The sequence below is a fragment of the Streptomyces sp. NPDC005551 genome (assembly GCF_042871785.1).
Taxonomy (GTDB): Bacteria; Actinomycetota; Actinomycetes; order Streptomycetales; family Streptomycetaceae; genus Streptomyces.
Map to the genome: position 1 here is coordinate 747,635 of NZ_JBIAJE010000003.1, position 24,975 is coordinate 772,609.

Below are 24,975 nucleotides of genomic sequence, written 5' to 3' on the forward strand. Positions count from 1 at the left end.
ACAAGCCCCTGAGCCCCCACCCCCGCGGGACACACGCCACCCACGAGAGCCCCTGAGCCCCCGCCCGCGGGGGCTCAGGCCACCACGGCCCGGGGTGTCTCCCCGGGGGCCGTGTCCGCCCGGTCCGTCCCGCCGTCGCGGGCGGTGCCCGCCTTGGCGAACTGCGTCCGGTACAGCTCCGCGTACCGGCCGTCCGCCGCCAGCAGTTCGTCGTGCGTGCCGCGTTCCACGATCCGTCCGGCCTCGACGACGAGGATGGCGTCGGCTGCCCGCACGGTCGACAGGCGGTGGGCGATCACGACGGCCGTCCGTCCCTCCAGTGCCTCGGCGAGCGCCTCCTGGACGGCCGCCTCCGAGGTGTTGTCCAGGTGGGCGGTGGCCTCGTCGAGGATGACGACGCGCTGCCGGGCGAGCAGCAGCCGGGCGATGGTCATGCGCTGGCGCTCGCCGCCGGAGAGCCGGTAGCCGCGCTCGCCGACCACCGTGTCGAGACCGTCGGGCAGGGACCGGACGAGGTCTTCCAGCCGGGCGCGGCGCAGGACGCCCCACAGTTCGTCCTCGGTCGCGGTGGGACGGGCGAGCAGCAGGTTGGCCCGGACCGAGTCGTGGAAGAGGTGCCCGTCCTGGGTGACCATGCCGAGGGTCGCGCGCATCGACTCGGCGCTCAGGTCGCGGACGTCGACGCCGCCGATGCGGATGACGCCCTCGTCGGTGTCGTACAGCCGTGGCAGCAGCTGGGCGATGGTGGACTTGCCGGCGCCGGAGGATCCGACGAGGGCGACGGTCCTGCCGGGTTCGGCACGGAAGGAGACGCCGTGCAGGACCTCGGCGCCGCCGCGCGTGTCGAGGGCGGCGACCTCCTCCAGCGAGGCGAGGGAGACCTTGTCGGCGGAGGGGTAGGCGAAGCGGACGTTCTCGAACTCCACGGACACCGGGCCCTCCGGGACCTCGCGGGCGTCCGGCTTCTCCTCGATGAGGGGTTTCAGGTCGAGGACCTCGAAGACGCGCTCGAAGCTGACGAGGGCGCTCATGACCTCCACGCGGGCCCCGGCGAGCGAGGTGAGCGGGGCGTAGAGGCGGGTGAGGAGCAGGGCGAGCGAGACGACGGCGCCCGGTTCCAGGCTGCCGCGCAGGGCGAACCAGCCGCCGAGCCCGTACACGAGGGCGAGGGCCAGGGCGGACACCAGGGTCAGTGCGGTGATGAACGCGGACTGCGCCATCGCCGTGCGGATCCCGATGTCCCGTACGCGGCGGGCCCGGGCCGCGAACTCGGCGGACTCGTCGCCGGGCCGCCCGAACAGTTTGACGAGGGTGGCGCCGGGTGCCGAGAAGCGCTCGGTCATCCGGGTGCCCATCGAGGCGTTGAGGTCCGCCGCCTCGCGCTGGAGCCTGGCCATCCGGCTGCCCATGCGGCGGGCCGGGACCACGAACACCGGGAGCAGCACCAGCGCGAGCAGGGTGATCTGCCAGGACAGGGTGAGCATCACGGCGAGGGTGAGCAGCAGGGTCACGACGTTGCCGACGACTCCGGACAGGGTGTTGCTGAAGGCCCGCTGCGCACCGATCACGTCGTTGTTGAGCCGGCTGACGAGCGCGCCCGTACGGGTACGTGTGAAGAACGCGACCGGCATGCGCTGCACATGATCGAACACCGCCGTCCGCAGATCGAGGATGAGCCCCTCCCCCAGCGTCGACGACAGCCAGCGTCCGACGATCCCGAGCGCCGCCTCGGCGAAGGCGATGACCGCGATGAGCACGGCGAGCCGGGTCACCGTGCTCTCGTCGCCGCCGGACACGATGGCGTCCACGACGCGTCCCGCGAGGACCGGCGTGGCGACGGCGAGCAGGGCGGTGACCACGCTGAGCGCCACGAACCAGGCGATGCGGCGGCGGTGCGGGCGGGCGAAGGCGGCGATGCGGCGCAGGGTGACGCGGGCGAAGGGGCGGCGCTCCTGCTGCGCGTTCATGACGCTGTGCAGTTGCATCCAGGCTGTGGTCTCCATACTCATGAGAGAGACGTTAGGACCTCAAGCAACGTTGAGGTCAACGGTTCAGCGGTCTCTCCCGGTTCTTCCGTGCCTTGCCCGGTGTGTCAGCGGCCGTCCTCGCGTCCGCAACCCCACGTTGGTCCGGTGTGGAAAACCTCTCCGGATGTGACAGCCGTCGTACGCCCTCCCGAGACCCTTTCCCGACGCGTTCCGGTCCGGCAGCTGCTGTGCCTGCTCCCGCTCGCCCTGGTGCTGTGGGTGGCGGTGCGCCGGCGTGCCGTGATCCAGGAAGGCTTCGGGCACCTGCGGGGCGCCGAGCTGCCGTGGCTGGCGGTGGCCGCCGCGGCGACCTGTCTGACCTGGGTGGCCGCGGCCTTCACCCGGCAGGGCGCGGTCGTCGAGCGGCTGCCCGCGGGCCGGCTGCTCGCCACGCAGTTCGCGGCGGGCGCGGCCAACCACCTGCTCCCCACGGGCCTCGGGGCGAGCGCGGTCAACCTCCGCTTCATGACGGTGTGCGGTGTCCCGCCGGCCCGCGCGTCGGCCGCGCTGGCGCTGTACCTGCTCGCGGAGTCGGTCACCCGGGTGGGCCTGCTGCTCGTGCTGATGATCGCCTTTCCGGACGCGCTGCGCCCGGGGACCCTGGTACCGCCGGGTGCGGCCTGCCCCCTGCTGCTCGCCGTGGCGGCGGTCCTCTGCGCCGCGGTCACGGTCCTGCTGCTCGTCCGCCGGCTGCGCGCGGCCGTCGGCTCGTTCCTGCGGACCGCGCTCGGTGAGGCGCGTTCCGTGCACGTCCGGCCGGCCCGTGCGTGCGCCCTGTGGGGCGGATCGCTGGCGTTTCCGGCGCTCCAGGCCGCCGGACTGGCGGCGGTGGGGCGGGCGTTGCACGTGCCGGTGCCGCCCGCGCATCTGGCCGTGGCGTATCTGGCGGCCACGGTCGCCGTCGCGCTCGTGCCGGTGCCGGGCGGTATCGGCTCGGTCGAGGCGGCACTGATCGTCACGCTCGTGGCCGCGGGCAGCCCGGCGGCCCTGGCGACCGCCGCGGTCCTCGGCTACCGGATCATCACCGTCTGGCTGCCGCTGCTGCCCGGGGCGCTGACCCTGGGCGCCCTGCTGCGGCTGAAGGTCGTCTGAGCCCGGCGGACACGGCGCGGCGCCGACGACGTGCGCGGCCGACGGGAGTCGAGCCGGGGCGCGGAGCGGCGGATGCCGGTACGGACCGAACGGCCCCGTCCCGCAGGCCCGGTGACGGGTGGGCAGCCGGATGCGGCAGGATGAGCGGTCGTCCCGGACGGCACGTACCCGTCCGGCGCGATCGTGCATTCCCGGATTCGAGCAGGTGGCAAGTGACGACACTTCACATCGGGCCCACGAGCCCTTCCCTCGGCCGTACGAGAGGCGACCGGTGAACCGCGCCCTGACCCTGGACGATCTCGTCGTCGCCGGCATCGCCCTCGCGGCGGGCCTCGCGACGGCCTTCCTGCTGCGGATGCTGCTGCGCTGGCTGGGCAAGCACGCGCTGCGCACCCGCTGGAGCGGCGACGACGTCCTCGTCGACGCGCTGCGGACCCTCGTGCCGTGGGCGGCGGTGTCCGCGGGCATCGCGACGGCGGCCACGGCGTTGCCGCTGACCGCCTCGGTGGGACGGAACGTGAACCGGGTCCTGACCGTGGTCCTCATCCTGGTCGCCACCGTCACCGCGGCCCGGGTCATCACCGGCCTGGTGGGCAGTCTCGCCCAGTCCCGGTCGGGCGTCGCGGGTTCCGCGACCATCTTCGTCAACATCACGCGCGTCGTGGTGCTGGCGATGGGCTTCCTGATCATGCTGCAGACCCTGGGCGTCTCCATAGCCCCGCTGCTCACGGCCCTCGGCGTGGGCGGTCTCGCGGTCGCGCTGGCGCTCCAGGACACCCTCGCCAACCTCTTCGCCGGCGTCCACATCCTCGCCTCGAAGACGATCCAGCCCGGCGACTACATCCGTCTCAGCAGCGGCGAGGAGGGCTACGTCGTCGACATCAACTGGCGCAACACGACCGTCCGCCAGCTCTCCAACAACCTGGTGATCATCCCGAACGCCCAGCTCGCGGGCACCAACATGACCAACTTCACCCGACCCGAGCAGGAGATGACCCTGCTCGTGCAGGTCGGCGTGGGCTACGACAGCGACCTGGAGCACGTCGAGCGCGTCACCACCGAGGTGATCGCCGAAGTGATGACGGAGATCACCGGGGCCGTCCCCGAGCACGAGCCCGCCGTCCGCTTCCACACCTTCGGCGACTCGCGCATCGGCTTCACGGTGATCCTCGGCGTGGGCGAGTTCAGCGACCAGTACCGGATCAAGCACGAGTTCATCAAGCGGCTGCACCGGCGCTACCGGGACGAGGGCATCAGGATCCCGGCGCCGACCCGGACGGTGGCGCTCCAGCAGGGCGCGTCGTCCCTGCCCGACGCCGTCGGCCCCGGCACCGTCCTCCCCGAGTCCGGCATCCCGCACCAGCGGGAGGCACGGACGCGGCTGCCGTAGCTCCGGGAGCCGCCGCGGGCGGCGCCCCGCCGTGGACGGGCGGGCGGACGGCGGGCAGGGCCCTGTCGAACGGGGGCCGGTCACGAGATATCTTGATGTCGAGCAATGTTGCAGACGTGGAGCGGAGCACCGGTGACTGACTCGACCATCATCTATACGCACACCGACGAGGCCCCGGCCCTGGCGACCCATTCGTTCTTGCCGGTGGTCCAGGCATACGCGTCGCAGGCCGGTGTCACTGTGGAAACCCGTGACATCTCGCTTGCCGGGCGCATCATCGCCCTCTTCCCCGAGTACCTGGAGGAGGGCCAGCGCATCCCCGACGCCCTGGCGGAGCTCGGTGAGCTGGCCAAGACGCCCGAGGCCAACATCATCAAGCTGCCGAACATCTCGGCCTCGATCCCGCAGCTGAAGGCGGCCGTCGCCGAGCTCCAGGAGCAGGGTTACGCGCTGCCGGCCTACCCGGACGACCCGAAGACCGACGAGGAGCGGGACATCCGCGCCCGTTACGACAAGGTCAAGGGCTCCGCCGTGAACCCGGTGCTGCGCGAGGGCAACTCCGACCGCCGCGCCCCGTCCTCGGTGAAGAACTACGCCAAGGCCCACCCGCACCGCATGGGCGCCTGGACCGCCGAGTCGAAGACGAACGTCGCCACCATGGGCGTCGACGACTTCCGCTCCACCGAGAAGTCCACGGTCATCTCCGAGCCGGGTTCCCTGCGCATCGAGCTCACGGCCGACGACGGCTCCACCACCGTGCTGCGCGAGTCCGTACCCGTCCTGGCCGGCGAGGTCGTGGACGCGTCCGTGATGCACGTCGCGCCGCTGCGCGAGTTCCTCACGGCGCAGATCGCCCGCGCCAAGGCCGAGGGCGTGCTGTTCTCGGTGCACCTGAAGGCCACGATGATGAAGGTCTCCGACCCGATCATCTTCGGTCACGTGGTCCGCGCCTTCTTCCCGAAGACGTTCGCGAAGTACGGCGAGACCCTCGCCGCGGCCGGTCTCTCCCCGAACGACGGTCTCGGCGGCCTCTACAAGGGCCTCGAGGCGCTTCCCGAGGGCGCCGAGATCAAGGCGTCCTTCGACGCCGAGCTCGCCGAGGGCCCGGAGCTGGCGATGGTCGACTCCGACAAGGGCATCACCAACCTGCACGTCCCCTCGGACGTCATCGTCGACGCCTCCATGCCGGCGATGATCCGCACCTCCGGCCACATGTGGGGTCCGGACGGCCAGGAGGCCGACACCCTCGCGGTCCTGCCGGACAGCAGCTACTCCGGCGTGTACCAGGTCGTCATCGACGACTGCCGCGCCAACGGCGCCTTCGACCCGTCCACGATGGGCTCGGTCCCGAACGTCGGTCTGATGGCGCAGAAGGCCGAGGAGTACGGCAGCCACGACAAGACCTTCGAGATCCCCGCCACCGGCACGGTCCGCCTCGTCGACCAGTCCGGGAACACCGTCCTGGAGCAGACCGTCTCGGCCGGTGACATCTTCCGCGCCTGCCAGACCAAGGACGCCCCGATCAAGGACTGGGTCAAGCTCGCCGTCACCCGCGCCCGCGCGACCGGCGACCCGGCCGTGTTCTGGCTGGACGAGACCCGCGCGCACGACGCCCGGCTGATCGAGAAGGTCAAGCGGTACCTGCCCGAGCACGACACCGAGGGCCTGGACATCAAGATCCTGTCCCCGGTCGAGGCGACCGCGTTCTCCCTGGAGCGCATCCGCCGCGGCGAGAACACGATCTCCGTCACCGGCAACGTCCTGCGCGACTACCTGACCGACCTGTTCCCGATCCTGGAGCTGGGCACCAGCGCCAAGATGCTCTCGATCGTGCCGCTCATGAACGGCGGCGGCCTCTTCGAGACGGGCGCGGGCGGTTCCGCGCCGAAGCACGTGCAGCAGCTGGTCAAGGAGAACTACCTGCGCTGGGACAGCCTCGGCGAGTTCCTCGCGCTGGCGTCCAGCTTCGAGCACCTCGCGACGACCACGGGCAACGCGCGCGCCCAGGTCCTCGCCGACACGCTCGACCGCGCGACGGCCTCCTTCCTGGAGAACGACAAGTCCCCGACCCGGCGCGTCGGCGGCATCGACAACCGCGGCAGCCACTTCTACCTGTCCCTGTACTGGGCCCAGGAGCTGGCCGCGCAGACCGAGGACGCCGACCTCGCCAAGGCGTTCGGCCCGCTCGCCGAGACGCTGTCCGCCAAGGAGCGGGCGATCGTCGACGAGTTGATCGCCGCGCAGGGCAAGCCGGCCGAGATCGGCGGCTACTACCAGCCCGACGTCACCAAGGCCACGGCCGTCATGCGCCCGTCGAAGACGTGGAACGAGGCGCTGGCGATCCTTGCCTGACGCACCGCCGCGGACCCGCCGTCCGCACACAGCCGCCCCGGCCGGGATCCCTCCGGCCGGGGCGGCTGCCGTCTCGGCCGCCGTGGTGGGGTGCGCCGGGACCCGTGCGGGTTCGCAGGGCCGGGGGCGGGTAGCGATCAACGGGGCCGCGATCCGGGTTTCGGCGGTCGACGGCCCACCGGACTCGACGGAACGGAGTGAGACGTGACAGCGGACGCCGGTATCGATGTGCGGCCGGCCTCGGGCCACACCGGCGCGGAGATCGGCGGAGTGGACCTGGCAGGGCCCCTGGACGACGCGGTCGTCGCGGCGATCAGGGCGGCGGTGCTGCGCTGGAAGGTGGTGTTCTTCCGGGACCAGCGCCTGGATCACGCCGCCCATGTGGCGCTCGCCCGCCGCTTCGGGGAACCGGTCGCCCTGCGGTCCCGCGGCACGGCGTCCCCGGCGGATTTTCCGCTGGTGGAGACGACGGCGGACCGGCTCGAGCTGGCCGGGCGGTACGGCATGGACCGCGACGAATGGCTGGAGCGGCGCCGCCACACACTGCTGCGGGGCTGGCACTGCGACCACGGGGCCCGGATCGATCCGCCGGCGGCCACCATCCTGCGCGCGGAGACCGTCCCCCCGTACGGCGGGGACACCACCTGGTCGAATCTGGCGGCCGCCTACGCGGGCCTGTCCGAGCCGGTGAAGCGCTTCGCCGAGGGACTGCGCGCGGAGCACCGGCTCGGCGTCGGATACCAGCCGCGTCCCGGCCACGACGCCTACGTCCAGCACCTCCAGGACCATCAGGTCGCCTCGGTGCACCCCCTGGTGCGGGTGCACCCGGAGACGGGTGAGCGCCTGCTGTTCGTCAACGGGTACTACGTGGAGCGGATCCTGGGCGTGTCCCGCGCGGAGAACCTGCGGCTGCTGGAGATGTTCGTCGAGCAGGCGACCCGCCCCGAGTACACGGTCCGCTTCCGCTGGGAGCCGGGCAGCGTCGCGTTCTGGGACAACCGGGCCACCGTCCATCTCGCCCCCGGCGACACCGGCCACCTCGACCACCCCCGGGTCATGCACCGCGTCATGCTCGCGGGCGACATCCCGAAGGGCGTGGACGGCAGGCCCTCCGAAGCCCTGACCGGCTCCCCGCTGCACCCGTCCTGAGCACACCCGCGTGCCACAAAAGTGGATATTCCGCCCCTTGTGCGTTTGTCGCTTGATCGTCCTATTCTGATGCGGGGAGGGCTCGGACAGTCGACGGCCGGCTCCATGCCGGTGGGAAGTGGGCTTCCATGGCTGAGCGATTCAAGCGGCTGGGGCTGGCCGGCGAGATGTCGGCCGAGTTCCTCGGCACCATGATTCTCATCCTCTTCGGTTGCGGCGTGGTGGCCCAGGTGGTCGCCGGCGGCGCACTCACGACGCCTGCGGGCGGTCTCGGCAACCACGACAGCATCGCCTGGGCCTGGGGCCTCGGCGTGACCCTCGGCGTCTACGTGGCGGCACGGCTGAGCGGTGCTCACCTCAACCCCGCGGTGACCGTCGCGCTGGCCGCGTTCAAGGGGTTCCCGTGGAGCAAGGTGGCTCCGTACGCGCTGGCCCAGACGGCCGGCGCCTTCGTGGCCGCCCTGCTGGTGCGCTGGAACTACTCCGAGGCGCTGGCCAAGGCCGACCCCGGCCACACCATCAACACACAGGGCGTGTTCTCCACCCTTCCGGCGAACGGCAACCCGAATCTGCCGGTCCACGAGTGGGGCGCGTTCCGCGACCAGATCATCGGCACCGCGATCCTGCTGCTGCTGATCCTGGCCATCACGGACCTGCTCAACACGCCGCCCGGCGCCAACCTGGCACCGTTCATCATCGGTCTCGTCGTGGTCGCGATCGGCATGGCCTGGGGTACCAACGCGGGCTACGCGATCAACCCGGCGCGCGACTTCGGGCCCCGGCTGGCCAGCTTCCTGACCGGATACGGCGGAGCCTGGCGAGATCAGTACGGGAACTTCTACTTCTGGGTGCCGATCATCGGCCCGCTGATCGGCGGACTGCTCGGCGCCGGCCTGTACAAGCTCCTGATCGGCCGGTTCCTGCCGACGGCGGAGCCGGAGCCCCCCGGACGCGTCCCCTCACCCGACGAGTCCTGACGCCCGCGAAGGAGGCGTATTCCCATGGCGGACTTCGTGGGCGCGGTGGACCAAGGGACCACCAGCACCCGTTTCATGATCTTCGACCACGCCGGCAACGAGGTGGCGAAGCACCAGCTCGAACACGCCCAGATCATGCCGCGCTCCGGCTGGGTCGAACACGATCCGGTGGAGATCTGGGAGCGCACCAACTCGGTGATGCAGAACGCCATGCGGCACGGGAACCTGTCCCCGACCGACCTGGCGGCGATCGGCATCACCAACCAGCGGGAGACCACGGTGGTCTGGGACCCGCGCAACGGCCGTCCCTACTACAACGCCATCGTCTGGCAGGACACCCGCACCGACTCCATCGCCGCGGCGCTGGAACGCTCGGGGCAGGGCGACGTCATCCGCCGCAAGGCGGGGCTGCCGCCGGCGACCTACTTCTCCGGCGGCAAGATCCAGTGGATCCTGGAGAACGTCGACGGGGTCCGTGAGGCGGCCGAGCACGGCCACGCCCTCTTCGGCAACACGGACGCCTGGGTCCTGTGGAACCTGACGGGCGGTCCCGACGGCGGTATCCACGCCACCGACGTGACCAACGCCAGCCGCACCATGCTGATGGACCTGGAGACCCTCGACTGGGACGACGAACTGCTGGGCTTCTTCGGCATCCCCCGGGCCATGCTGCCCGCCATCAGCCCCTCGTCCCACCGGGAGGCGTTCGGGGTGACCCGGACCTCCCGGCCGCTGCGCGCCCCGATTCCCATCACCGGCGTGCTCGGCGACCAGCAGGCGGCCACCGTCGGGCAGGTCTGCTACGCGCCGGGCGAGGCCAAGAACACCTACGGCACCGGCAACTTCCTGGTGCTCAACACCGGTACGGAACTGGTCCGTTCGCAGCACGGCCTGCTCACGACCGTGGCGTACCAGTTCGGCGACAGCCCGGCGATCTACGCCCTGGAGGGCTCGATCGCGGTCACCGGATCCGCCGTGCAGTGGCTGCGTGACCAGATGAAGATCATCAATGACGCGGCCGAGAGCGAGACCCTGGCGAAGACCGTCGAGGACAACGGCGGCATCTACTTCGTGCCCGCGTTCTCGGGTCTCTTCGCCCCGTACTGGCGCTCCGACGCGCGCGGCGCGATCGTCGGCCTCGCCCGGTACAACGACGGCGGCCACCTGGCCAGGGCCACGCTGGAGTCCATCTGCTACCAGAGCCGCGACGTCGTGGAGGCGATGGAGCAGGACTCCGGGGTCCACCTCGACGTGCTGAAGGTCGACGGCGGCGTGACCGCCAACGACCTGTGCATGCAGATCCAGGCGGACGTCCTCGGCGTACCGGTCAGCCGTCCCGTCGTCGCCGAGACGACGGCGCTCGGCGCCGCCTACGCGGCGGGGCTGGCCACCGGCTTCTGGCGCGACACCGACGAACTGCGCACCCACTGGCAGGAGTCCAAGCGCTGGGAGCCCCAGTGGTCCGAAGACCGGCGCGCGGAGGGCTACGCGGGCTGGAAGCGGGCGGTGGAGCGCACGCTCGACTGGGCGAAGGTCGAGTAGCCGGGCCCGGCGGCGCAACGGCCGAAGGCCGTACCGGAGGTTCCGGTACGGCCTTCGGCCTGCGACTTCGTAAAGTCGGGACGACAGGATTTGAACCTGCGACCCCTTGACCCCCAGTCAAGTGCGCTACCAAGCTGCGCCACGTCCCGCCGCGTTCCCGTGGTGGCCCACGTGATCGCGCAGGTGAACCCTACCGCACGCGCACGGCCGGTCTCGCCGCGCGTGCTCGTCAGGCGTTGGGGTCGAAGGTGATGCCGGCCGGCTTGGCCTTCGCCAGGTGCGCGTTGAAGTTGCCGTCCTTGAGGCCGAAGACGGCGCTGCCCCAGTTGGCCTGGCTCAGCCTGTCGCGGAGACCGGCGGGATAGCCGTTCCAGCCGACGAGGCTCGGGAAGCGCCAGGCGTGGGAGTGGTTCTCCGGCGGCTCGTCGTTGGAGTTGGCCGGGCGGAAGCAGTGCGTGCTCACACCGTCCTTGTGGTAGACGACCTTGGGATGGGTGCCGTCCCACCGGATCCGGTCGCGGCCGTAGACGCTGAAGCCGCCGTGCGCGGAGGTGGAGACGTACTGGGCCTGGTCGTTCTGCACCCACACCACGACGTGCTCCCAGTCGTGACGGTGCCCGCCGAGGCTGCTGCCGGCCAGGGCCTGGTCCTTCTCGAAGTAGAGGCCGTACATGATCGCGCACCACCCGTTGTTGCACTTCTCGCGCGCGTAGCCGTTGGTGTTGTCGAGGTCCCAGGAGTCGCGGCACTGCCCGTTCAGGGCGCCCGACGGGTTGAGGCCGGCGTTCAGGGTCCCGTCGGGGCCGATGGCCGGCGTCGGGTAGCAGCCGTCCGTGTCGTAGTCGAAGGCCGGCTGGAACGTCTGCTCCAGTCCGTCCGCGTCGGCCGGCAGGGCCGTGGGCGGAGCTGCGAGCGCGCTGCCCGGGAGGGCGACGACCAGCGCGAGCGCGCTGCCGAGGATCACCGAGACTTGGCGGGTGCGTGAGTTCTTCTTCACTACGTCCTCCTGGTCGACCGCGGTGGGGGCGGAGCGGACGGTCGCATTGACATGCCCAGCTCAGCTTTCCGGGCCGTCGCCGAAAGCACCAGAGGCGGCAGGTGTCGGAGTGATGAAGGATCAACCGGATTCGCGAGAACGCGGGTTGGTGAGGCGCGCGGTCACACGGCCGCGCCGGGCCTCACCAACCGCGGCCAGCGTGGCAGGCTGGCCCGACGCGGCAGGCCTGCCCGGCGTGACCGGTTTGCCCGGCGACCGGCTTGCCCGGCGAGCGGCTTGTCCGGCGGGCGGCTGGACGACTCCCGCCGCCCGGTCGGCCGCGCAGGACCGGGCAGCGGGCAGCGGGTGCTCAACCCAAGGGGACCGGACGGTCGTAGACGTTCTTCGGCGTCGCGATCTCGGTGACCACCCGGGCGACGAGCGAGGACGGCTCCTGCTCTCCGACGAGGATGTCGGTGTTGATCATCACCACCAGGGTGGCCTTCTTCGACGGCAGGTAGACGGTCACCGTCTCGTAGCCCGGGATGGAGCCGTTGTGCCCGAGCCAGCCGCCCGACTTGAAGATGCCGAGGCCGTAGCTCGTCCCGGGGTGGCCGATCGGCAGCGTTTTGAGCCGTTGCGCCTGGGTCTTCGGACTGAGCAGTTCACCGGTCGCCACGATCTTCGCCCAGCGGCGCAGGTCGCGCAGGTCCGAGATCATCTGCCCGGCGGCCCAGGCCCAGCTGGGGTTCCAGTCCGTGGAGTCCTCCACCTCACCGCTGAGCGTCTGGTCGGTGTAGCCGCGCGCGTGCGGCTCGGGGAACTCGTGGTCCTCGGGGAACAGCGTGTGGCGCAGGCGGGCCGGCCGCACGACCCGCTTCTCGATGAAGTCGCCGAGGCGGTGGCCGCTGACCTTCTCGATCACCAGGCCGAGGAGCACGAGGTTGCTGTTGGAGTACTGGAACTGCGTCCCCGGTGCGAAGGTGTTGTCGTGCCGGTAGCCGTACGCGAGCAACTCCTCCGGGGTGAACGAACGGCTCGGGTCGCTCAGCAGATCGTGCTCGAAGTCCGGGTCGGCGCTGTACGGGAACAGACCGCTGCGCATCCCGGCCAGATGCCTGAGGGTGATGTGGTCGCCGTTCGGCACGCCGTCGATGTACTCGGAGATCGGGTCGTCCAGTCCGATCCGGCCGTCGTCGACCAGTTCGAGCAGCGCGGTGACCGTGAAGGTCTTGGTCTCGCTGCCGATCCGGATGAACTGGCGGGTGCTCATCGGCTCGCCGGTCCCGGTGTCGGCGACTCCGGTCGCGCGGACGTAGTTCCCCTTGCCGGGCATCCACAGTCCGACGACGACCCCGGGGATGCCTGCCTCGCGGCGGACCTTCTCGACGGCCTTGTCCAGCCGCGCGGTGAGTTTGCGGCCGAGGCCGTCCGGCGGGGTCCTGTCCTCGTCGTGCCGGCCGACGGCCACGACGTGATCGGCGGCGGCGGGAATCGCCGTCATGGGCGCCAGGACGGACGCCACCAGCAGGGATGCGGCGAACAGGCGGCGGGAGGGGGTACGTCGCACGGGACTCCTCTTCCTGGTCAGGGTTCGGGTGGCAACGTCACCATCCGCTCCCCGGGGCACCCCCCTCGTCCGGTACGCGTTCCTGCGAGTCCACCCGTTCGGCGCCACGGGGGTCTCCGGACGGCCCCGGACAGGGCCCCCGTACGCCCGGTCCCGTTCGGCGGCTCAGCGGGCCGCGCGCAGCCGCCAGCCGTGGTCGACCGGGCCGAGGCCGGCGCCCAGCGGGAACCCCGCCGCTATCGCGCCCGTGACGTAGTCCTTCGCGAGCCGCACCGCCTCGGGCACCGGCCGCCCCTGCGCCAGCCCCACGGCGACGGCCGAGGCCAGGGTGCAACCGGTGCCGTGCGTATGCCGGTTGTCGTGGCGGGGGGCGCGCAGCCAGTGCGTCTCGGTGCCGTCCGTGAGCAGGTCCACGGCCTCGCCCGGCAGATGCCCGCCCTTGACCAGGACCCAGCGCGGCCCGTAGGACAGCAGTCGCTCCGCGGCCTCGGACATGCCCCGCTCGTCCGTCACGCGGACGCCGGTGAGCTGCGCCGTCTCGTCCAGGTTGGGCGTCGCCACCGTCGCGACCGGCAGCAGCACGGAGCGTACGGCGTCCAGCGCCTCGTCCGCGAGCAGCCGGTCGCCGTGCTTGGACACGCTCACGGGGTCCACGACCACGGGTGCGGCGGTGTCGGCGAGCAACCCGGCGACGGTGGCGACGAGTTCGGGCGAGGCCAGCATCCCGGTCTTCACCGCCTGCACGCCGATGTCGTCGACGACGCTGCGGTACTGCGCCCGCACCGCCTCGGACGGAAGCTCCCAGGCGCCCTGGACACCGACGGAGTTCTGCGCGGTGACCGCGGTGAGCACGCTCATCCCGTGTGCGCCGAGCGCGAGCATCGTCTTCAGGTCGGCCTGGATGCCCGCACCGCCGCCGGAGTCCGATCCGGCGACGGTCAGGACGCGGGCCGGTACGGCGGACGGTCCGGCGGGGGCGGCGGCCATCCGCCCCGGGGAGACCCGCTGCGGGCCTGCGACGGCCGCCTCGCCACGGGCACGCGGCAACGACATGAGACATCCCTCCGCCAGTGCGAACTGGTTCAGGTTCGACGGGTGTGATCTCAGCCCCGTGCGGGGCACCCCGTGTCCGGTACGCCGCACAGGATAGCCGGAGCCGCGCCGTCCACGGCTCCGGGTCCCGTCGGCCTCGCCCGCCCCCGGGTCCGGTCGGCCGCGGTCCGGCCGGGCGGGACCCGGAGCCGGCGCACCGCGTCACCGCGCGCGTGCGCCGGTGACGGACGGCAGCCTCCGCCGGCCGGGCAGGCGGAACGTCAGGCGATCTCCACGAGCAGGTCGCCGCCCTCCACCTGCTGGATGCGGTTGATGGCCAGCCGCGACACCGTGCCGCTCCTGGAGGCGGTGACCGCGGCCTCCATCTTCATCGCCTCGATGGTGGCCACCGTGGCACCGGCCTCGACCTCGTCCCCCTCGGCGACGGCGAGCGTCACCACTCCCGCGAACGGCGCGGCGACGTGTCCGGGGTCGGCACGGTCGGCCTTCTCCGTGGCCGGGATGTCGGAGGAGACGGCGGCGTCGCGCACCTGGATCGGCCTCAGCTGGCCGTTCAGCGCCGACATCACGGTGCGCATGCCGCGTTCGTCGGCCTCGCCCACGGCCTCCAGCTCGATGAGCAGCCGGACGCCCGGTTCGAGGTCGACCGCGTACTCCTTGCCCGGACGCAGCCCGTAGAAGAAGTCCTTGCTGTCCAGCACGCTGGTGTCGCCGTAGGTCTGCCGGTGCGTCTGGAACTCGCGGGTCGGCCCGGGGAACAGCAGCCGGTTGAGCGTCGCCCGCCGGTCCTTCGCCAGACCGTCGCGGTCGTCCGCGGTCAGCTCCTCCCGGGGCTTCGGCGCGGCACGGCCCTCCAGCGCCCGGGTGCGGAACGGCTCGGGCCATCCGCCGGGCGGATTGCCCAGCTCGCCGCGGAGGAAGCCGATGACGGAGTCCGGGATGTCGAACCGGTCCGGGCGGGCCTCGAAGTCCGCCGGGTCGACGCCGGCGCCCACCAGGTGGAGGGCGAGGTCGCCGACCACCTTCGACGACGGGGTGACCTTCACCAGGTGGCCGAGGATCCGGTCGGCGGCGGCGTACATCGCCTCGATCTCCTCGAAGCGGTCGCCGAGGCCCAGCGCGACGGCCTGCGTGCGCAGGTTGGACAGCTGCCCGCCGGGGATCTCGTGGTGGTAGACCCGTCCCGTCGGCGAGGCGAGGCCCGCCTCGAAGGGCGCGTAGATCTTGCGGACGCTCTCCCAGTACGGCTCCAGCTCGCCCACGGCCCGCAGGCTCAGCCCGGTCGGCCGCTCCGAGTAGTCGGTCGCGGCGACGATGCCCGACAGCGACGGCTGGGAGGTGGTCCCGGCCATGGACGCCACCGCTCCGTCGACCGCGTCCGCCCCGGCCTGGATCGCGGCGAGGTAGGTGGCGAGCTGGCCGCCCGCGGTGTCGTGGGTGTGGATGTGCACCGGCAGGTCGAACTCGCGGCGCAGCGCCGACACGAGGGTGGCGGCGGCCGGGGCGCGCAGCAGGCCCGCCATGTCCTTGACGGCGAGGACGTGGGCGCCCGCCTCGACGATCTGCTCGGCCAGGCGGAGGTAGTAGTCCAGGGTGTACAGCCGCTCGGACGGGTCGGACAGGTCGGAGGTGTAGCACAGGGCGACCTCGGCGACGGCCGTTCCGGTCTCCCGTACGGCGTCGATGGCGGGCCGCATCTGTCCGACGTCGTTCAGCGCGTCGAAGATCCGGAAGATGTCGATGCCGGTGGCTGCCGCCTCCTGCACGAACGCGTCGGTCACCTCCGTCGGGTACGGCGTGTAGCCCACCGTGTTGCGGCCGCGCAGCAGCATCTGCAGGCAGATGTTCGGCACCGCCTCGCGCAGTGCGGCCAGGCGTTCCCAGGGGTCCTCGGCGAGGAAGCGGAGCGCGACGTCGTAGGTGGCGCCGCCCCAGCACTCCAGGGACAGCAGTTCGGGCAGGGTCCTGGCCACCACGGGGGCGATGGCGAGCATGTCCTTGGTGCGGACGCGGGTGGCGAGCAGCGACTGGTGTGCGTCGCGGAACGTGGTGTCGGTGACGCCGATGGCCGGTGACGCGCGCAGCCACCGGGCGAAGCCGTCGGGGCCCAGCTCGGCGAGCCGCTGCCGGGAGCCGGCGGGCGGTTCCCCGGCCGGCACGGCCGGGATCTTGGTGGTGGGGTCGACCAGCTCGGGCCGTTCACCGTGCGGCTTGTTCACGGTGACGTCGGCGAGATAGGTGAGCAGTTTCGTGCCGCGGTCGGCGGAGTGCCGTGCCGTGAGCAGGTGCGGACGCTGTTCGATGAACGAGGTCGTGACCCGGCCGCCCCGGAAGTCCGGGTCGTCGAGCACGGCCTGGAGGAACGGGATGTTCGTGGCCACGCCGCGGATGCGGAACTCGGCGACGGCCCGCCGGGCCCGGCCGATCGCGGTGTCGAAGTCACGGCCCCGGCAGGTGAGCTTGACCAGCATCGAGTCGAAGTGGGCGCTGATCTCCGTACCGGCGTGGGTGGTGCCGCCGTCCAGCCGGATCCCGGAGCCGCCGGGCGAGCGGTAGGCGCTGATCCGGCCGGTGTCCGGGCGGAAGCCGTTGGCCGGGTCCTCGGTGGTGATACGGCACTGGAGGGCGGCGCCGTGCAGGGTGACGGTCTCCTGGGAGAGGCCGAGGTCGGCCAGGGTCTCACCGGAGGCGATGCGCAGCTGGGCCTGCACGAGGTCGACGTCGGTGACCTCCTCGGTCACCGTGTGCTCGACCTGGATGCGCGGGTTCATCTCGATGAAGACGTGATTGCCGTCGCGGTCGAGGAGGAACTCCACGGTGCCCGCGTTGCGGTAGCCGATCTCCCGGGCGAACCGCACGGCGTCGGCGCAGATACGTTCGCGCAACGCCGGGTCCAGGTTCGGCGCGGGGGCCAGCTCGATCACCTTCTGGTGGCGGCGCTGCACCGAGCAGTCGCGCTCGAACAGGTGGATGACGTTGCCCTGCCCGTCGGCGAGGATCTGCACCTCGATGTGCCGGGGCTCGATGACCGCCTTCTCCAGGAAGACCGTCGGGTCACCGAACGCGGAGGCGGCCTCGCGCGACGCGGCCTCGATGGACTCGCCGAGCTGGGCGGGGTCCTCGACGCGGCGCATGCCGCGGCCGCCACCGCCCGCGACCGCCTTGACGAACACCGGGAACCCGACGTCCTCCGCGGCCCGGACGAGTTCGTCCACGTCGGTGGAGGGCGCCGAGGAGCCGAGCACCGGCACGCCGGCCGCGCGGGCGGCGGCCACCGCGCGCGCCTTGTTCCCGGTCAGTTCGAGCGTCTCGGTGCCAGGCCCCACGAAGGTGATGCCGGCCTCCTCGCAGGCGCGGGCCAGGTCGGGGTTCTCCGAGAGGAACCCGTAGCCCGGGTAGACCGCGTCCGCGCCCGCCCTGCGTGCCGCGCGGACGATCTCCTCGACGGAGAGATACGCCCGCACCGGGTGCCCGGGCTCACCGATCTCGTAGGCCTCGTCGGCCTTCAACCGGTGCAGTGAGTTGCGGTCCTCGTGCGGGAAGACGGCCACGGTCCGCGCGCCCAGCTCATAGCCGGCACGGAACGCGCGAATCGCGATCTCACCTCGGTTGGCGACCAGCACCTTGCGGAACATGCGGGATCCCTTCAGCCTGCCGGTGACGCGCACCATGGTGTCGGCCCCGCCCGTTCCGCGCCATGTGAGGCGGCCCACTCCCCCGCTGTGAAGCAGGCCACTGCGGCGGCTTCCCCGACCGCCCGGGTCCTCGCGGTCAGGGCAGCTCGGCCCGCGCGGGGCTGTCGTCGAGGAAGCCGCCCGACTGGTGCTGCCACAGCTTCGCGTAGGTGCCGCCGCGGGTGAGCAGTTCCTGGTGGGTGCCCTGTTCGACGATCCGTCCGCGGTCCAGGACGACGAGCCGGTCCATGCCGGCGACCGTGCTCAGCCGGTGCGCGACGACGAGCGCCGTCCGCCCTTCCATGAGCCGCCACAGCGCCTCCTGCACCAAGAGTTCGCTCTCGGAGTCCAGGGCGCTGGTGGCCTCGTCCAGCAGCAGGACCGGCGCGTCGCGCAGGATCGCCCGGGCGAGGGCGACCCGCTGGCGCTGGCCGCCGGACAGTTTCACCCCGCGCTCGCCGACCATGGTGTCGAAGCCCTCCGGCAGCGCGTCGGCGAACTCCGTGACGTGCGCCGCCCCGGCCGCGCGGCGGATCTCGGCGTCCGTGGCGTCCGGCCGGGCGAAGGCGATGTTGGCCCGCAGGGTGCGGTGGAACATCGCCGGGTCCTGGGGGACGTACGCGATCAGGCTGCGCAGGTCGGCCTGGCGCAGCGCGCTGATGTCCTGGCCGCCGATCAGGATCCGCCCGCCGTCGATGTCCGTCATCCGCAGCAGCAGCCGGGTGAGCGTGGTCTTGCCGCCGCCGGACCGGCCGACGAGACCGACCTTCGCCCCGCTGGGCACGGCCAGGTCGAGGCCCTCGAACAGCGGCCGCGCGCCGGAGTGGGCGAAGGTGACGTGCTCGAAGCGGACGTCGGCGTCCCGGGAGAGCAGCGGCTGCGGGGACGGCGGGTCGAGCACGGTCGGCGGTGTCAGCAGCAGCTCGGTGAACTGCGCGGCCTCCGTCATCGAGCTCTCCAGACGGCGGTAGATCTGGTTGAACTCGAACATGATCCGTGTCGCGTTGGTGTAGTACATGAAGGCGACCACGACCGCCTCGACCCCGAGCCTGCCACCGCCCAGGGCCACCGCGAGCAGCAGGCCGAGCGCGTTCGTCAGGACGGACATCGGCGCGACCAGCGTGTCGATGCGCAGGTTGCCGTAGTCCCACGACCGCAGTGTGAGCCGTCGTGACTCCGCGACGCGGGAGCGGTGCTCGGCGGCCTCGCCCTCCTCGGCGGCGAAGGCCCGGACCGTGTCCATGTTCATCAGGCTGTCGGCGACGTGGCCGGACACCCGGGCGATCGCCTCCTCGCGCCGGCCGACGAGTGCCTGGCGGCGCCGGATGAGGGGTGCCACGCACAGGGCCGTCAGCGCGATCATCATTAGGAGCCCGGCCACGAGCAGCGGTTCGTAGTGCCACAGCACCACCGACCCGAAGATCAGCGGTACGAGGCTGCCCACGACCGAGAACGTCAGGGTGTCGAAGCCCTCCTCGAAGCGGGAGGCGAAGCTCAGGACCCGCTTCGTCAGCGACCCCGCGAAGTTGTCGTGGAAGAAGGCGGCGTCCTTGGCGAACAGCTCGTCCATGCCGACGACGTACAGGTGCTCGATACCGAGGGCGTCGACCCGGTTCAGGCAGTGCAGGCCGATGCGCCACAGCAGCTCCGCGAGCAGCAGCACGCCGGCGAAGCCGAGTACGTAGGGCAGGGTCTGGCCGAGGCCGACTCCGGCGTCCCCGGCGATGCGGCCGACGAGTTTGGCGACGACGAGCGGCGCGAGGTAGTTGAGGCCGATGTTGCCCAGCGCCGGCAGCAGCACGGCGGGCACCGCCAGCCACCGCAGCCGGGCCAACTCCCGTCCGTAGAAACGAAGTGCGAGGGACACCGCCCCTTTTCCCGGCGGAGTCCCACGCGACATGACCGGTCCCATCCCACCCCCCGTGTCGTCGTACGGCGACCGCCCCGGGGGCCGTCCGCCGGCGAGGGGTGACGACGACGGTCACGCGCCTCGCGCCGGCTCCGACACGCACGTCCCGGCGGTCCGGGAACCGCAGTGTGTCGCGGCGCCGCCGGCGCGGTCCAAGCGTTTTCGCGGCCGGCGACCCGGCTTGCGGCGGTTTCACGCCACTCACGGGAGGTGGGGCAGGGCCGGTCACCGGCTCATCACGCGCCCCGTACAACGCAGACCAGCGGGTCTGCCATATCGGCAGACCCGCTGGTCAACACTGTCGGGACGACAGGATTTGAACCTGCGACCCCTTGACCCCCAGTCAAGTGCGCTACCAAGCTGCGCCACGTCCCGGTGCGCCTTCCAAGGTGACCCGCGGAACGGCGCGTACAGAACTTTACCGCACGTCGGCGGCGGGTCCGAAGGGGGCGCCGGGGCGGCGCCGCGCCCCGGGCGGGACAATCGGAGGATGACCGGGATTTCTGAGGGTCGGACGAACGACGGACGCGACCGGGACACGGAGGGACGGGCACGCAACGCCCGGCCCCGGGACGGGCTGGGCCGCCCCCTGCCGTACGGCGCCGACGGGGTGGAGCGGCAGCCGGAAGGGATCGTGCGCGCACCGGCGGAGACGGTCGCGCAGGCGCAGGCGCTGCTGGACGCGGGCAAGCCGTTCCACGCCCACGAGGTCTTCGAGGACGCCTGGAAGTCGGGCCCCGAGGAGGAGCGCGGGCTGTGGCGCGGGCTGGCCCAGCTCGCGGTGGGGCTCACCCACGCGGCCCGGGGCAACACGACGGGCGGCGCCCGGCTGCTGCGGCGTGGCGGCGGGGCCGTCGAGCAGTGGGCCGCCGAGACGGGCCGGCCCCGGCCGTACGGCATGGTCCTGGCGGAACTCGCCGACTGGGCAAGGGAGTTGGCGGACGGCGTGGAGCGGGCCGGGACGGCGGTCGACGCCGGGCAGCGGGCGCCCAGGCTGACCGGGACCGGGAAGGGGACCGTGACCCGGTAGACCGGGGCCGGCGTTGCTGGGACTTTGGCCTGAGGCGAGCACCGTCGCTGCCCGCCCGGTGGCGCCGGGGTTCCGGAGCCGGATCGGTGGTGGCGGTCCGGGCGGCGCCGGGGACCGCTCCGCGGACGCGGTGCGCCGGGCGCCCGCGGCGTGCGGCAGACTCGGTGCGTGCGAAAGATACATGTCATCGGTATTGGGGCGGGCGATCCCGAGCAGCTGACCCTGCAGGCGGTCAGGGCGCTGAGGAGCACGGACGTGTTCTTCATCCTGGACAAGGGCGAGGTGAAGTCCGACCTCGTCGGGCTGCGCCGTGACATCCTCGACGCGCACGTGCCGGACGGGGCGTACCGGCTGGTCGAGGCGCGCGATCCGGACCGGGACCGGACCGCCGGCGGTACGGCGTACTCGCCCGCCGTCGGGGACTGGCGCAGCGCCCGCGCGGAGATCTACGAGCGGCTGATCGCCGAGGAGCTGGGCGAGGACGAGAGCGGCGCCTTCCTGGTGTGGGGCGATCCCGCGCTGTACGACAGCACGCTCGGCATCCTGGAGGAGATCCTCGGCCGGGGCGCGGTGGCGTTCACGTACGACGTGGTGCCCGGCATCAGCAGCGTCTCGGCGCTCGTCGCCAGACACCGCACGGGCCTGAACCGCGTCGCGCGGCCCGTCCAGATCACCACGGGGCGCCGGCTGGCGGAGGGCTTCCCCGAGGGCGTGGACGACGTCGTGGTGATGCTCGACGCCCACCAGACCTTCCGGCAGTACGCCGACCAGGACATCGACATCTACTGGGGCGCCTACATCGGCACCCCGGACGAGATCCTCGACTCGGGTCCCCTGGCGGAGGCCGCCCCGCGGATCGAGCGCCTGCGCGCGGAGGCCCGGGAGCGCAAGGGCTGGATCATGGACACGTATCTGCTGCGCAGGCGTCCGCGCGAGTAGGCGCAGGCACCGGCGGCGGGTGGGCGCCCGGGTCCGCCCAGGGCGGACCCGGCCACCGACGCCCGCGCGGAGGCGGGGCGACCGGCACGCACCGTCCCTCGTCGGGCTCCGCGGTCCGTCACCGCGGGCCGAGGTCCAGCCGGTCCAGGACTCCGGCGACGTCCGGCACCGCGACGACCCCGGCGGGCAGCGGCGGACGGCGTACGACGACGACGGGGAGGGCGAGTTCGCGGGCGGCGGTGAGCTTCGCCGAGGTCGCGGCTCCCCCGCTGTCCTTCGTCACCAGGACGTCGATGCGGTGTTCGCGCAGCAGGGCCCGCTCGTCGGACACGGTGAACGGGCCGCGGGCCAGCAGCACCCGCGTGTGCGGCGGCATCGGCGGCCGGGGTGCCTCCACCGAGCGGACGAGGAAGTGGTGAGCGGACAGCCGCGCGAAGGCGGCGAGGCCCAGCCGGCCGGTGGTGAGGAAGACCCGGCGGCCGAGCGGGGGCAGGGCCGCGGCGGCTTCGTCGAGGGACGCGACGGGGTGCCAGCGGTCGGCGGGTTCCGGGTGCCAGCCGGGGCGGCGCAGGACGACGGCCGGGACACCGGCCGTCGCGGCGGCCCGCGCCGCGTTCGCCGTGATGCCCGCGGCGAAGGGGTGGGTGGCGTCGACGACGGCGTCCGCCCGGTGCTCGCGCAGCCAGGACGCCAGCCCCTCCGCCCCGCCGAACCCCCCGACGCGGACGTCCCCGTCGAGCGCGCCGGGCCGGGACACGCGCCCGGCGAGCGATGTCGTCACCCGCACTCCGGGCCGCGCCGCGAGGCGGGCGGCGAGTTCGCGTGCCTCGGTGGTACCGCCGAGGACCAGGATGTGCGGGGACATGGCGCCGAGCGTACGGGGAGCGCGTGGACGACGGTCCGTGAGGTGCTGCCGGCGCGGCTCAGCGCAGCAGCAGCTGGACGCCTCCGACGATCGTCGCGGCGATCACGAGCTGCTCGAACAGGCGCTGGTCGATGCGGTCGATGGCCCACTTGCCGAGGAGGGCACCCGGCAGCACGAAGGCCGCGAGCGCCGCGTCGAGCAGCAGCGAGTTCCCGTCGATCAGGCCGAGCCCGACGCTGAAGGGCACCTTCGACACGTTGACGATGAGGAAGAAGAAGGCGGACGTGCCGAGGAAGCCCAGCTTGCGGAAGCCCGCGGAGAGCAGATAGAGCGACATCACGGGACCGCCGGCGTTGGCGACCATCGTGGTGAAGCCGCCGAGGACCCCGTACGAGCGCGCCTTGATCCGCCCCGTCCGCGTGACGACGGAGTCGGGCTCCTGGTCCCGGTCCGCGGTGCGGCGGCGCCACAGCGTGACCGCCGCCATGAACAGCAGGATCGCGCCGATGGACGTCCGTACCGCCCCGTCGCCGGCCCGCGCCAGGAAGAGCGTGCCGAGGACCACACCCGCGGCGACGGCGGGGAACAGCCGCCAGAGCGTGGGCCAGTGGGCGTGCCGCCGGTAGGTGAGGACGGCGAGGACGTCACCGACGATCAGCAGGGGCAGGAGCACGCCGGTGGAGGCGCGGGCCGGCAGGACGGCGGCGAAGACGGCGAGGCTGATGGTGTTGGCCCCGCTCACCGCGGTCTTCGAGAAGCCGACGAGCAGGGCCGCGGCGGCGAGGGCGGCGAACTCCCAGGGCGATATGTGCCAGAGCGTGATCGTGTTCATGCGGGAACCGATGCTATGTCACCGTGTTCCCGCCGGGCCGGGAGCGTCCCGTCGGGTGGCCGCGCCCACCGCCGTCACCTCGTGTACCGCACCCGCAGCTCCCGCTTGAGGACCTTCATGCTCGGGCCGAGCGGCAGCTCGTCGGCGAACTCCACGCGCCGTGGGTACTTGTGCCGGCCCAGGTGCTCCTTGGACCACTCGGTGATCTCCGCGGCGTCCGGCGCGGCTCCGGGCGTGCGGACGACGACCGCGCACACCTCCTCGCCGTGCAGTTCGTCGGGCAGGCCGATGACCGCGACCTGGGCGATGCCGGGGTGGCGGGCCAGGACCTCCTCGACCTCGCGCGGGTAGACGTTGAAGCCGCCGCGGATGATGACGTCCTTCTTGCGGTCGACGATCCGCAGGAAGCCGTCGTCGTCCTTGGTGCCGAGGTCGCCGCTGCGGAACCAGCCGTCGACCACGGCCTCGGCGGTCGCCTCGGGCCGGCCCAGGTATCCGGAGAAGACGTTGTGCCCGCGGATGACGACCTCGCCGAGCTCCCCCGGCGGCAGCAGTTCGATGCGGCCCTCGACCTCGGCGCGCGCGATCTCGACGTCGACGCCCCACAGGGGATGGCCTATGGTGCCGGGCCTGGTGCCGAAGAGGGGCTGGTTCACGGTCGCGGTGGGCGAGGTCTCCGACAGCCCGTATCCCTCGTAGACCGTCGCGCCGAAGGCCTCCTCGAAGCGCTCCAGGACGGCGACGGGCAGCGAGGCGCCGCCGGAGACGCACACGCGCAGGTCGGGGAGCTCGTCCATGGAGGCCGCGACGGCGGCCAGCGCGACGAACATCGTCGGTACGCCGTGGAAGGTGTTCACCCCTTCCTTCACCATCAGCTCGACGGCGCGGGCCGCGTCGAAGCGCGGCAGCAGGACGAGGGTGGCGCCCGCACGCCAGGTGGAGTTCATGGAGACGGTCTGGCCGAACGCGTGGAACAGCGGGAGCGCGCCGAGGGCGATGTCGTCGGGGCGGATGTCGTTGGCGTCGAAGGCGTTGACGGTCGCGTTCATCACCAGGTTGAAGTGGCTGAGCACGGCGCCCTTGGGGACGCCGGTCGTGCCGCTGGTGTAGAAGACGACGGCGGGGTCGTCGGCCTGGCGGCCGACGTACGACGGCAGCGGGTCGGCCCGCGCGGCGAGCGTCTCGAACTCGGTGCCGAGGGTCACGACCGGGACGTCCGCGGTGCGCGCGGCCGCCGTGCCGGTCTCCGCCTGCGCCGGGTGGCACAGCAGCAGGGTGGCGCCGCTGTCCTTCAGGACGTGCTCGACCTCGGAGGCGGACAGCAGCAGGTGGACGGGGACGACCACGCCGCCCGCCGCCGCGATCGCGTAGTAGGCCTGCGGGAACTCGGCCGTGTTGGGCGCCATCAGCGCCACCCGGTCCCCGGGCCGTACGCCGAGTCCGACGAGGGCGCCGGCCTGGGCGAGGGCGCGCTGCCAGACCTCGGCGAAGGTGAGGCGCAGATCGCCCTCGACGAGCGCCGTCCGTCCGGGGCGGCGGCGGGCGTTCTCGGCGAGGATCGCGGCGAGGGACAGGGTTGCCATGGAGGAGTACTCCGT

17 protein-coding genes, 2 tRNA genes and 1 riboswitch are annotated in these 24,975 nt (G+C 72.3%); of the genes, 8 read left to right on the forward strand and 11 right to left on the reverse strand.

Annotated features, from left to right (window positions below):
* Window positions 1–74 precede the first annotated feature (74 nt).
* A complete protein-coding gene (locus ACFYP4_RS11620; RefSeq protein WP_358850776.1) occupies window positions 75–2,003 on the reverse strand; it encodes an ABC transporter ATP-binding protein in 1,929 nt (642 codons plus the stop codon).
* Between the two features lie 150 nt (window positions 2,004–2,153).
* Here ACFYP4_RS11620 and ACFYP4_RS11625 point away from each other — a divergent pair, with 150 nt between their 5' ends.
* The 6 genes from ACFYP4_RS11625 to glpK all read left to right on the forward strand — a co-directional run bounded on the left by ACFYP4_RS11625 (window position 2,154) and on the right by glpK (window position 10,529).
* A complete protein-coding gene (locus ACFYP4_RS11625) occupies window positions 2,154–3,119 on the forward strand; it encodes a lysylphosphatidylglycerol synthase transmembrane domain-containing protein (protein WP_358850745.1) in 966 nt (321 codons plus the stop codon).
* 271 nt (window positions 3,120–3,390) lie between these two features.
* Window positions 3,391–4,509, forward strand: coding sequence for a mechanosensitive ion channel family protein (locus tag ACFYP4_RS11630; RefSeq protein WP_358850746.1), 1,119 nt, complete (start codon window positions 3,391–3,393; stop codon window positions 4,507–4,509).
* A 132-nt stretch (window positions 4,510–4,641) separates the two neighbouring features.
* Window positions 4,642–6,861, forward strand: a complete 2,220-nt coding sequence (locus tag ACFYP4_RS11635; RefSeq protein ID WP_358850747.1) for an NADP-dependent isocitrate dehydrogenase — start codon at window positions 4,642–4,644, stop codon at window positions 6,859–6,861.
* Between the two features lie 204 nt (window positions 6,862–7,065).
* Window positions 7,066–8,010 (forward strand): TauD/TfdA dioxygenase family protein, encoded by a 945-nt coding sequence (locus tag ACFYP4_RS11640; RefSeq protein ID WP_388784902.1) that lies wholly within the window; start codon window positions 7,066–7,068, stop codon window positions 8,008–8,010.
* A 128-nt stretch (window positions 8,011–8,138) separates the two neighbouring features.
* Window positions 8,139–8,987, forward strand: coding sequence for an MIP/aquaporin family protein (locus tag ACFYP4_RS11645; protein ID WP_358850749.1), 849 nt, complete (start codon window positions 8,139–8,141; stop codon window positions 8,985–8,987).
* A gap of 24 nt (window positions 8,988–9,011) precedes the next feature.
* Entirely contained in the window at window positions 9,012–10,529 is a 1,518-nt protein-coding gene (glpK, locus tag ACFYP4_RS11650) for a glycerol kinase GlpK (RefSeq protein ID WP_388784905.1), read from the forward strand.
* Between the two features lie 75 nt (window positions 10,530–10,604).
* Here the strand turns inward: glpK and ACFYP4_RS11655 are convergent.
* From ACFYP4_RS11655 to ACFYP4_RS11685, 7 genes are all read right to left on the reverse strand, one after another.
* A tRNA-Pro gene (locus ACFYP4_RS11655) sits at window positions 10,605–10,678 on the reverse strand.
* A gap of 80 nt (window positions 10,679–10,758) precedes the next feature.
* On the reverse strand, window positions 10,759–11,526 hold the full coding sequence (locus ACFYP4_RS11660) for an NPP1 family protein (protein WP_388784907.1): 768 nt from the start codon (window positions 11,524–11,526) through the stop codon (window positions 10,759–10,761).
* A gap of 349 nt (window positions 11,527–11,875) precedes the next feature.
* Window positions 11,876–13,075 carry a serine hydrolase domain-containing protein gene (locus tag ACFYP4_RS11665; protein ID WP_388784909.1) on the reverse strand — a complete coding sequence of 400 codons (1,200 nt, stop codon included), beginning with the start codon at window positions 13,073–13,075 and terminating at the stop codon, window positions 11,876–11,878.
* A 165-nt stretch (window positions 13,076–13,240) separates the two neighbouring features.
* Entirely contained in the window at window positions 13,241–14,062 is an 822-nt protein-coding gene (gene thiD / locus ACFYP4_RS11670) for a bifunctional hydroxymethylpyrimidine kinase/phosphomethylpyrimidine kinase (RefSeq protein WP_358850777.1), read from the reverse strand.
* 55 nt (window positions 14,063–14,117) lie between these two features.
* Window positions 14,118–14,211: riboswitch (TPP riboswitch) on the reverse strand.
* 177 nt (window positions 14,212–14,388) lie between these two features.
* Entirely contained in the window at window positions 14,389–17,763 is a 3,375-nt protein-coding gene (locus ACFYP4_RS11675; RefSeq protein ID WP_388784911.1) for a pyruvate carboxylase, read from the reverse strand.
* Window positions 17,764–17,899: 136 nt separating this feature from the next.
* Window positions 17,900–19,714: an ABC transporter ATP-binding protein gene (locus ACFYP4_RS11680; protein WP_388784913.1), complete on the reverse strand. Its 1,815-nt coding sequence runs from the start codon at window positions 19,712–19,714 to the stop codon at window positions 17,900–17,902.
* A gap of 298 nt (window positions 19,715–20,012) precedes the next feature.
* Window positions 20,013–20,086: transfer RNA gene (locus ACFYP4_RS11685), tRNA-Pro, on the reverse strand.
* 115 nt (window positions 20,087–20,201) lie between these two features.
* Between ACFYP4_RS11685 and ACFYP4_RS11690 the strand changes: the two genes are divergently transcribed.
* Window positions 20,202–20,741, forward strand: coding sequence for a DUF309 domain-containing protein (locus ACFYP4_RS11690; protein WP_388784915.1), 540 nt, complete (start codon window positions 20,202–20,204; stop codon window positions 20,739–20,741).
* 168 nt (window positions 20,742–20,909) lie between these two features.
* On the forward strand, window positions 20,910–21,680 hold the full coding sequence (cobF, locus tag ACFYP4_RS11695; protein ID WP_358850756.1) for a precorrin-6A synthase (deacetylating): 771 nt from the start codon (window positions 20,910–20,912) through the stop codon (window positions 21,678–21,680).
* Window positions 21,681–21,798: 118 nt separating this feature from the next.
* Here the strand turns inward: cobF and ACFYP4_RS11700 are convergent, their stop codons facing one another.
* From ACFYP4_RS11700 to ACFYP4_RS11710, 3 genes are all read right to left on the reverse strand, one after another.
* The gene (locus ACFYP4_RS11700) at window positions 21,799–22,545 is read right to left on the reverse strand and encodes a cobalt-precorrin-6A reductase (RefSeq protein ID WP_358850757.1); all 747 of its coding nucleotides are present in this window, start codon (window positions 22,543–22,545) and stop codon (window positions 21,799–21,801) included.
* A gap of 58 nt (window positions 22,546–22,603) precedes the next feature.
* Window positions 22,604–23,377, reverse strand: coding sequence for a sulfite exporter TauE/SafE family protein (locus ACFYP4_RS11705; RefSeq protein ID WP_388784917.1), 774 nt, complete (start codon window positions 23,375–23,377; stop codon window positions 22,604–22,606).
* Between the two features lie 74 nt (window positions 23,378–23,451).
* Window positions 23,452–24,960 (reverse strand): long-chain fatty acid--CoA ligase, encoded by a 1,509-nt coding sequence (locus ACFYP4_RS11710; protein ID WP_358850759.1) that lies wholly within the window; start codon window positions 24,958–24,960, stop codon window positions 23,452–23,454.
* Window positions 24,961–24,975 lie beyond the last annotated feature (15 nt).

What these genes read in the sequence shown, in the direction of transcription:
- ACFYP4_RS11690 (WP_388784915.1), top strand. Translation starts at nt 20,202, where the DNA reads ATGACCGGGATTTCTGAGGGTCGGACGAACGACGGACGCGACCGGGAC.
- ACFYP4_RS11680 (WP_388784913.1), bottom strand. Translation starts at nt 19,714, where the DNA reads ATGGGACCGGTCATGTCGCGTGGGACTCCGCCGGGAAAAGGGGCGGTG.
- ACFYP4_RS11705 (WP_388784917.1), bottom strand. Translation starts at nt 23,377, where the DNA reads ATGAACACGATCACGCTCTGGCACATATCGCCCTGGGAGTTCGCCGCC.
- ACFYP4_RS11700 (WP_358850757.1), bottom strand. Translation starts at nt 22,545, where the DNA reads ATGTCCCCGCACATCCTGGTCCTCGGCGGTACCACCGAGGCACGCGAA.
- ACFYP4_RS11710 (WP_358850759.1), bottom strand. Translation starts at nt 24,960, where the DNA reads ATGGCAACCCTGTCCCTCGCCGCGATCCTCGCCGAGAACGCCCGCCGC.
- ACFYP4_RS11620 (WP_358850776.1), bottom strand. Translation starts at nt 2,003, where the DNA reads ATGGAGACCACAGCCTGGATGCAACTGCACAGCGTCATGAACGCGCAG.
- ACFYP4_RS11675 (WP_388784911.1), bottom strand. Translation starts at nt 17,763, where the DNA reads ATGTTCCGCAAGGTGCTGGTCGCCAACCGAGGTGAGATCGCGATTCGC.
- glpK (WP_388784905.1), top strand. Translation starts at nt 9,012, where the DNA reads ATGGCGGACTTCGTGGGCGCGGTGGACCAAGGGACCACCAGCACCCGT.
- thiD (WP_358850777.1), bottom strand. Translation starts at nt 14,062, where the DNA reads ATGGCCGCCGCCCCCGCCGGACCGTCCGCCGTACCGGCCCGCGTCCTG.
- ACFYP4_RS11645 (WP_358850749.1), top strand. Translation starts at nt 8,139, where the DNA reads ATGGCTGAGCGATTCAAGCGGCTGGGGCTGGCCGGCGAGATGTCGGCC.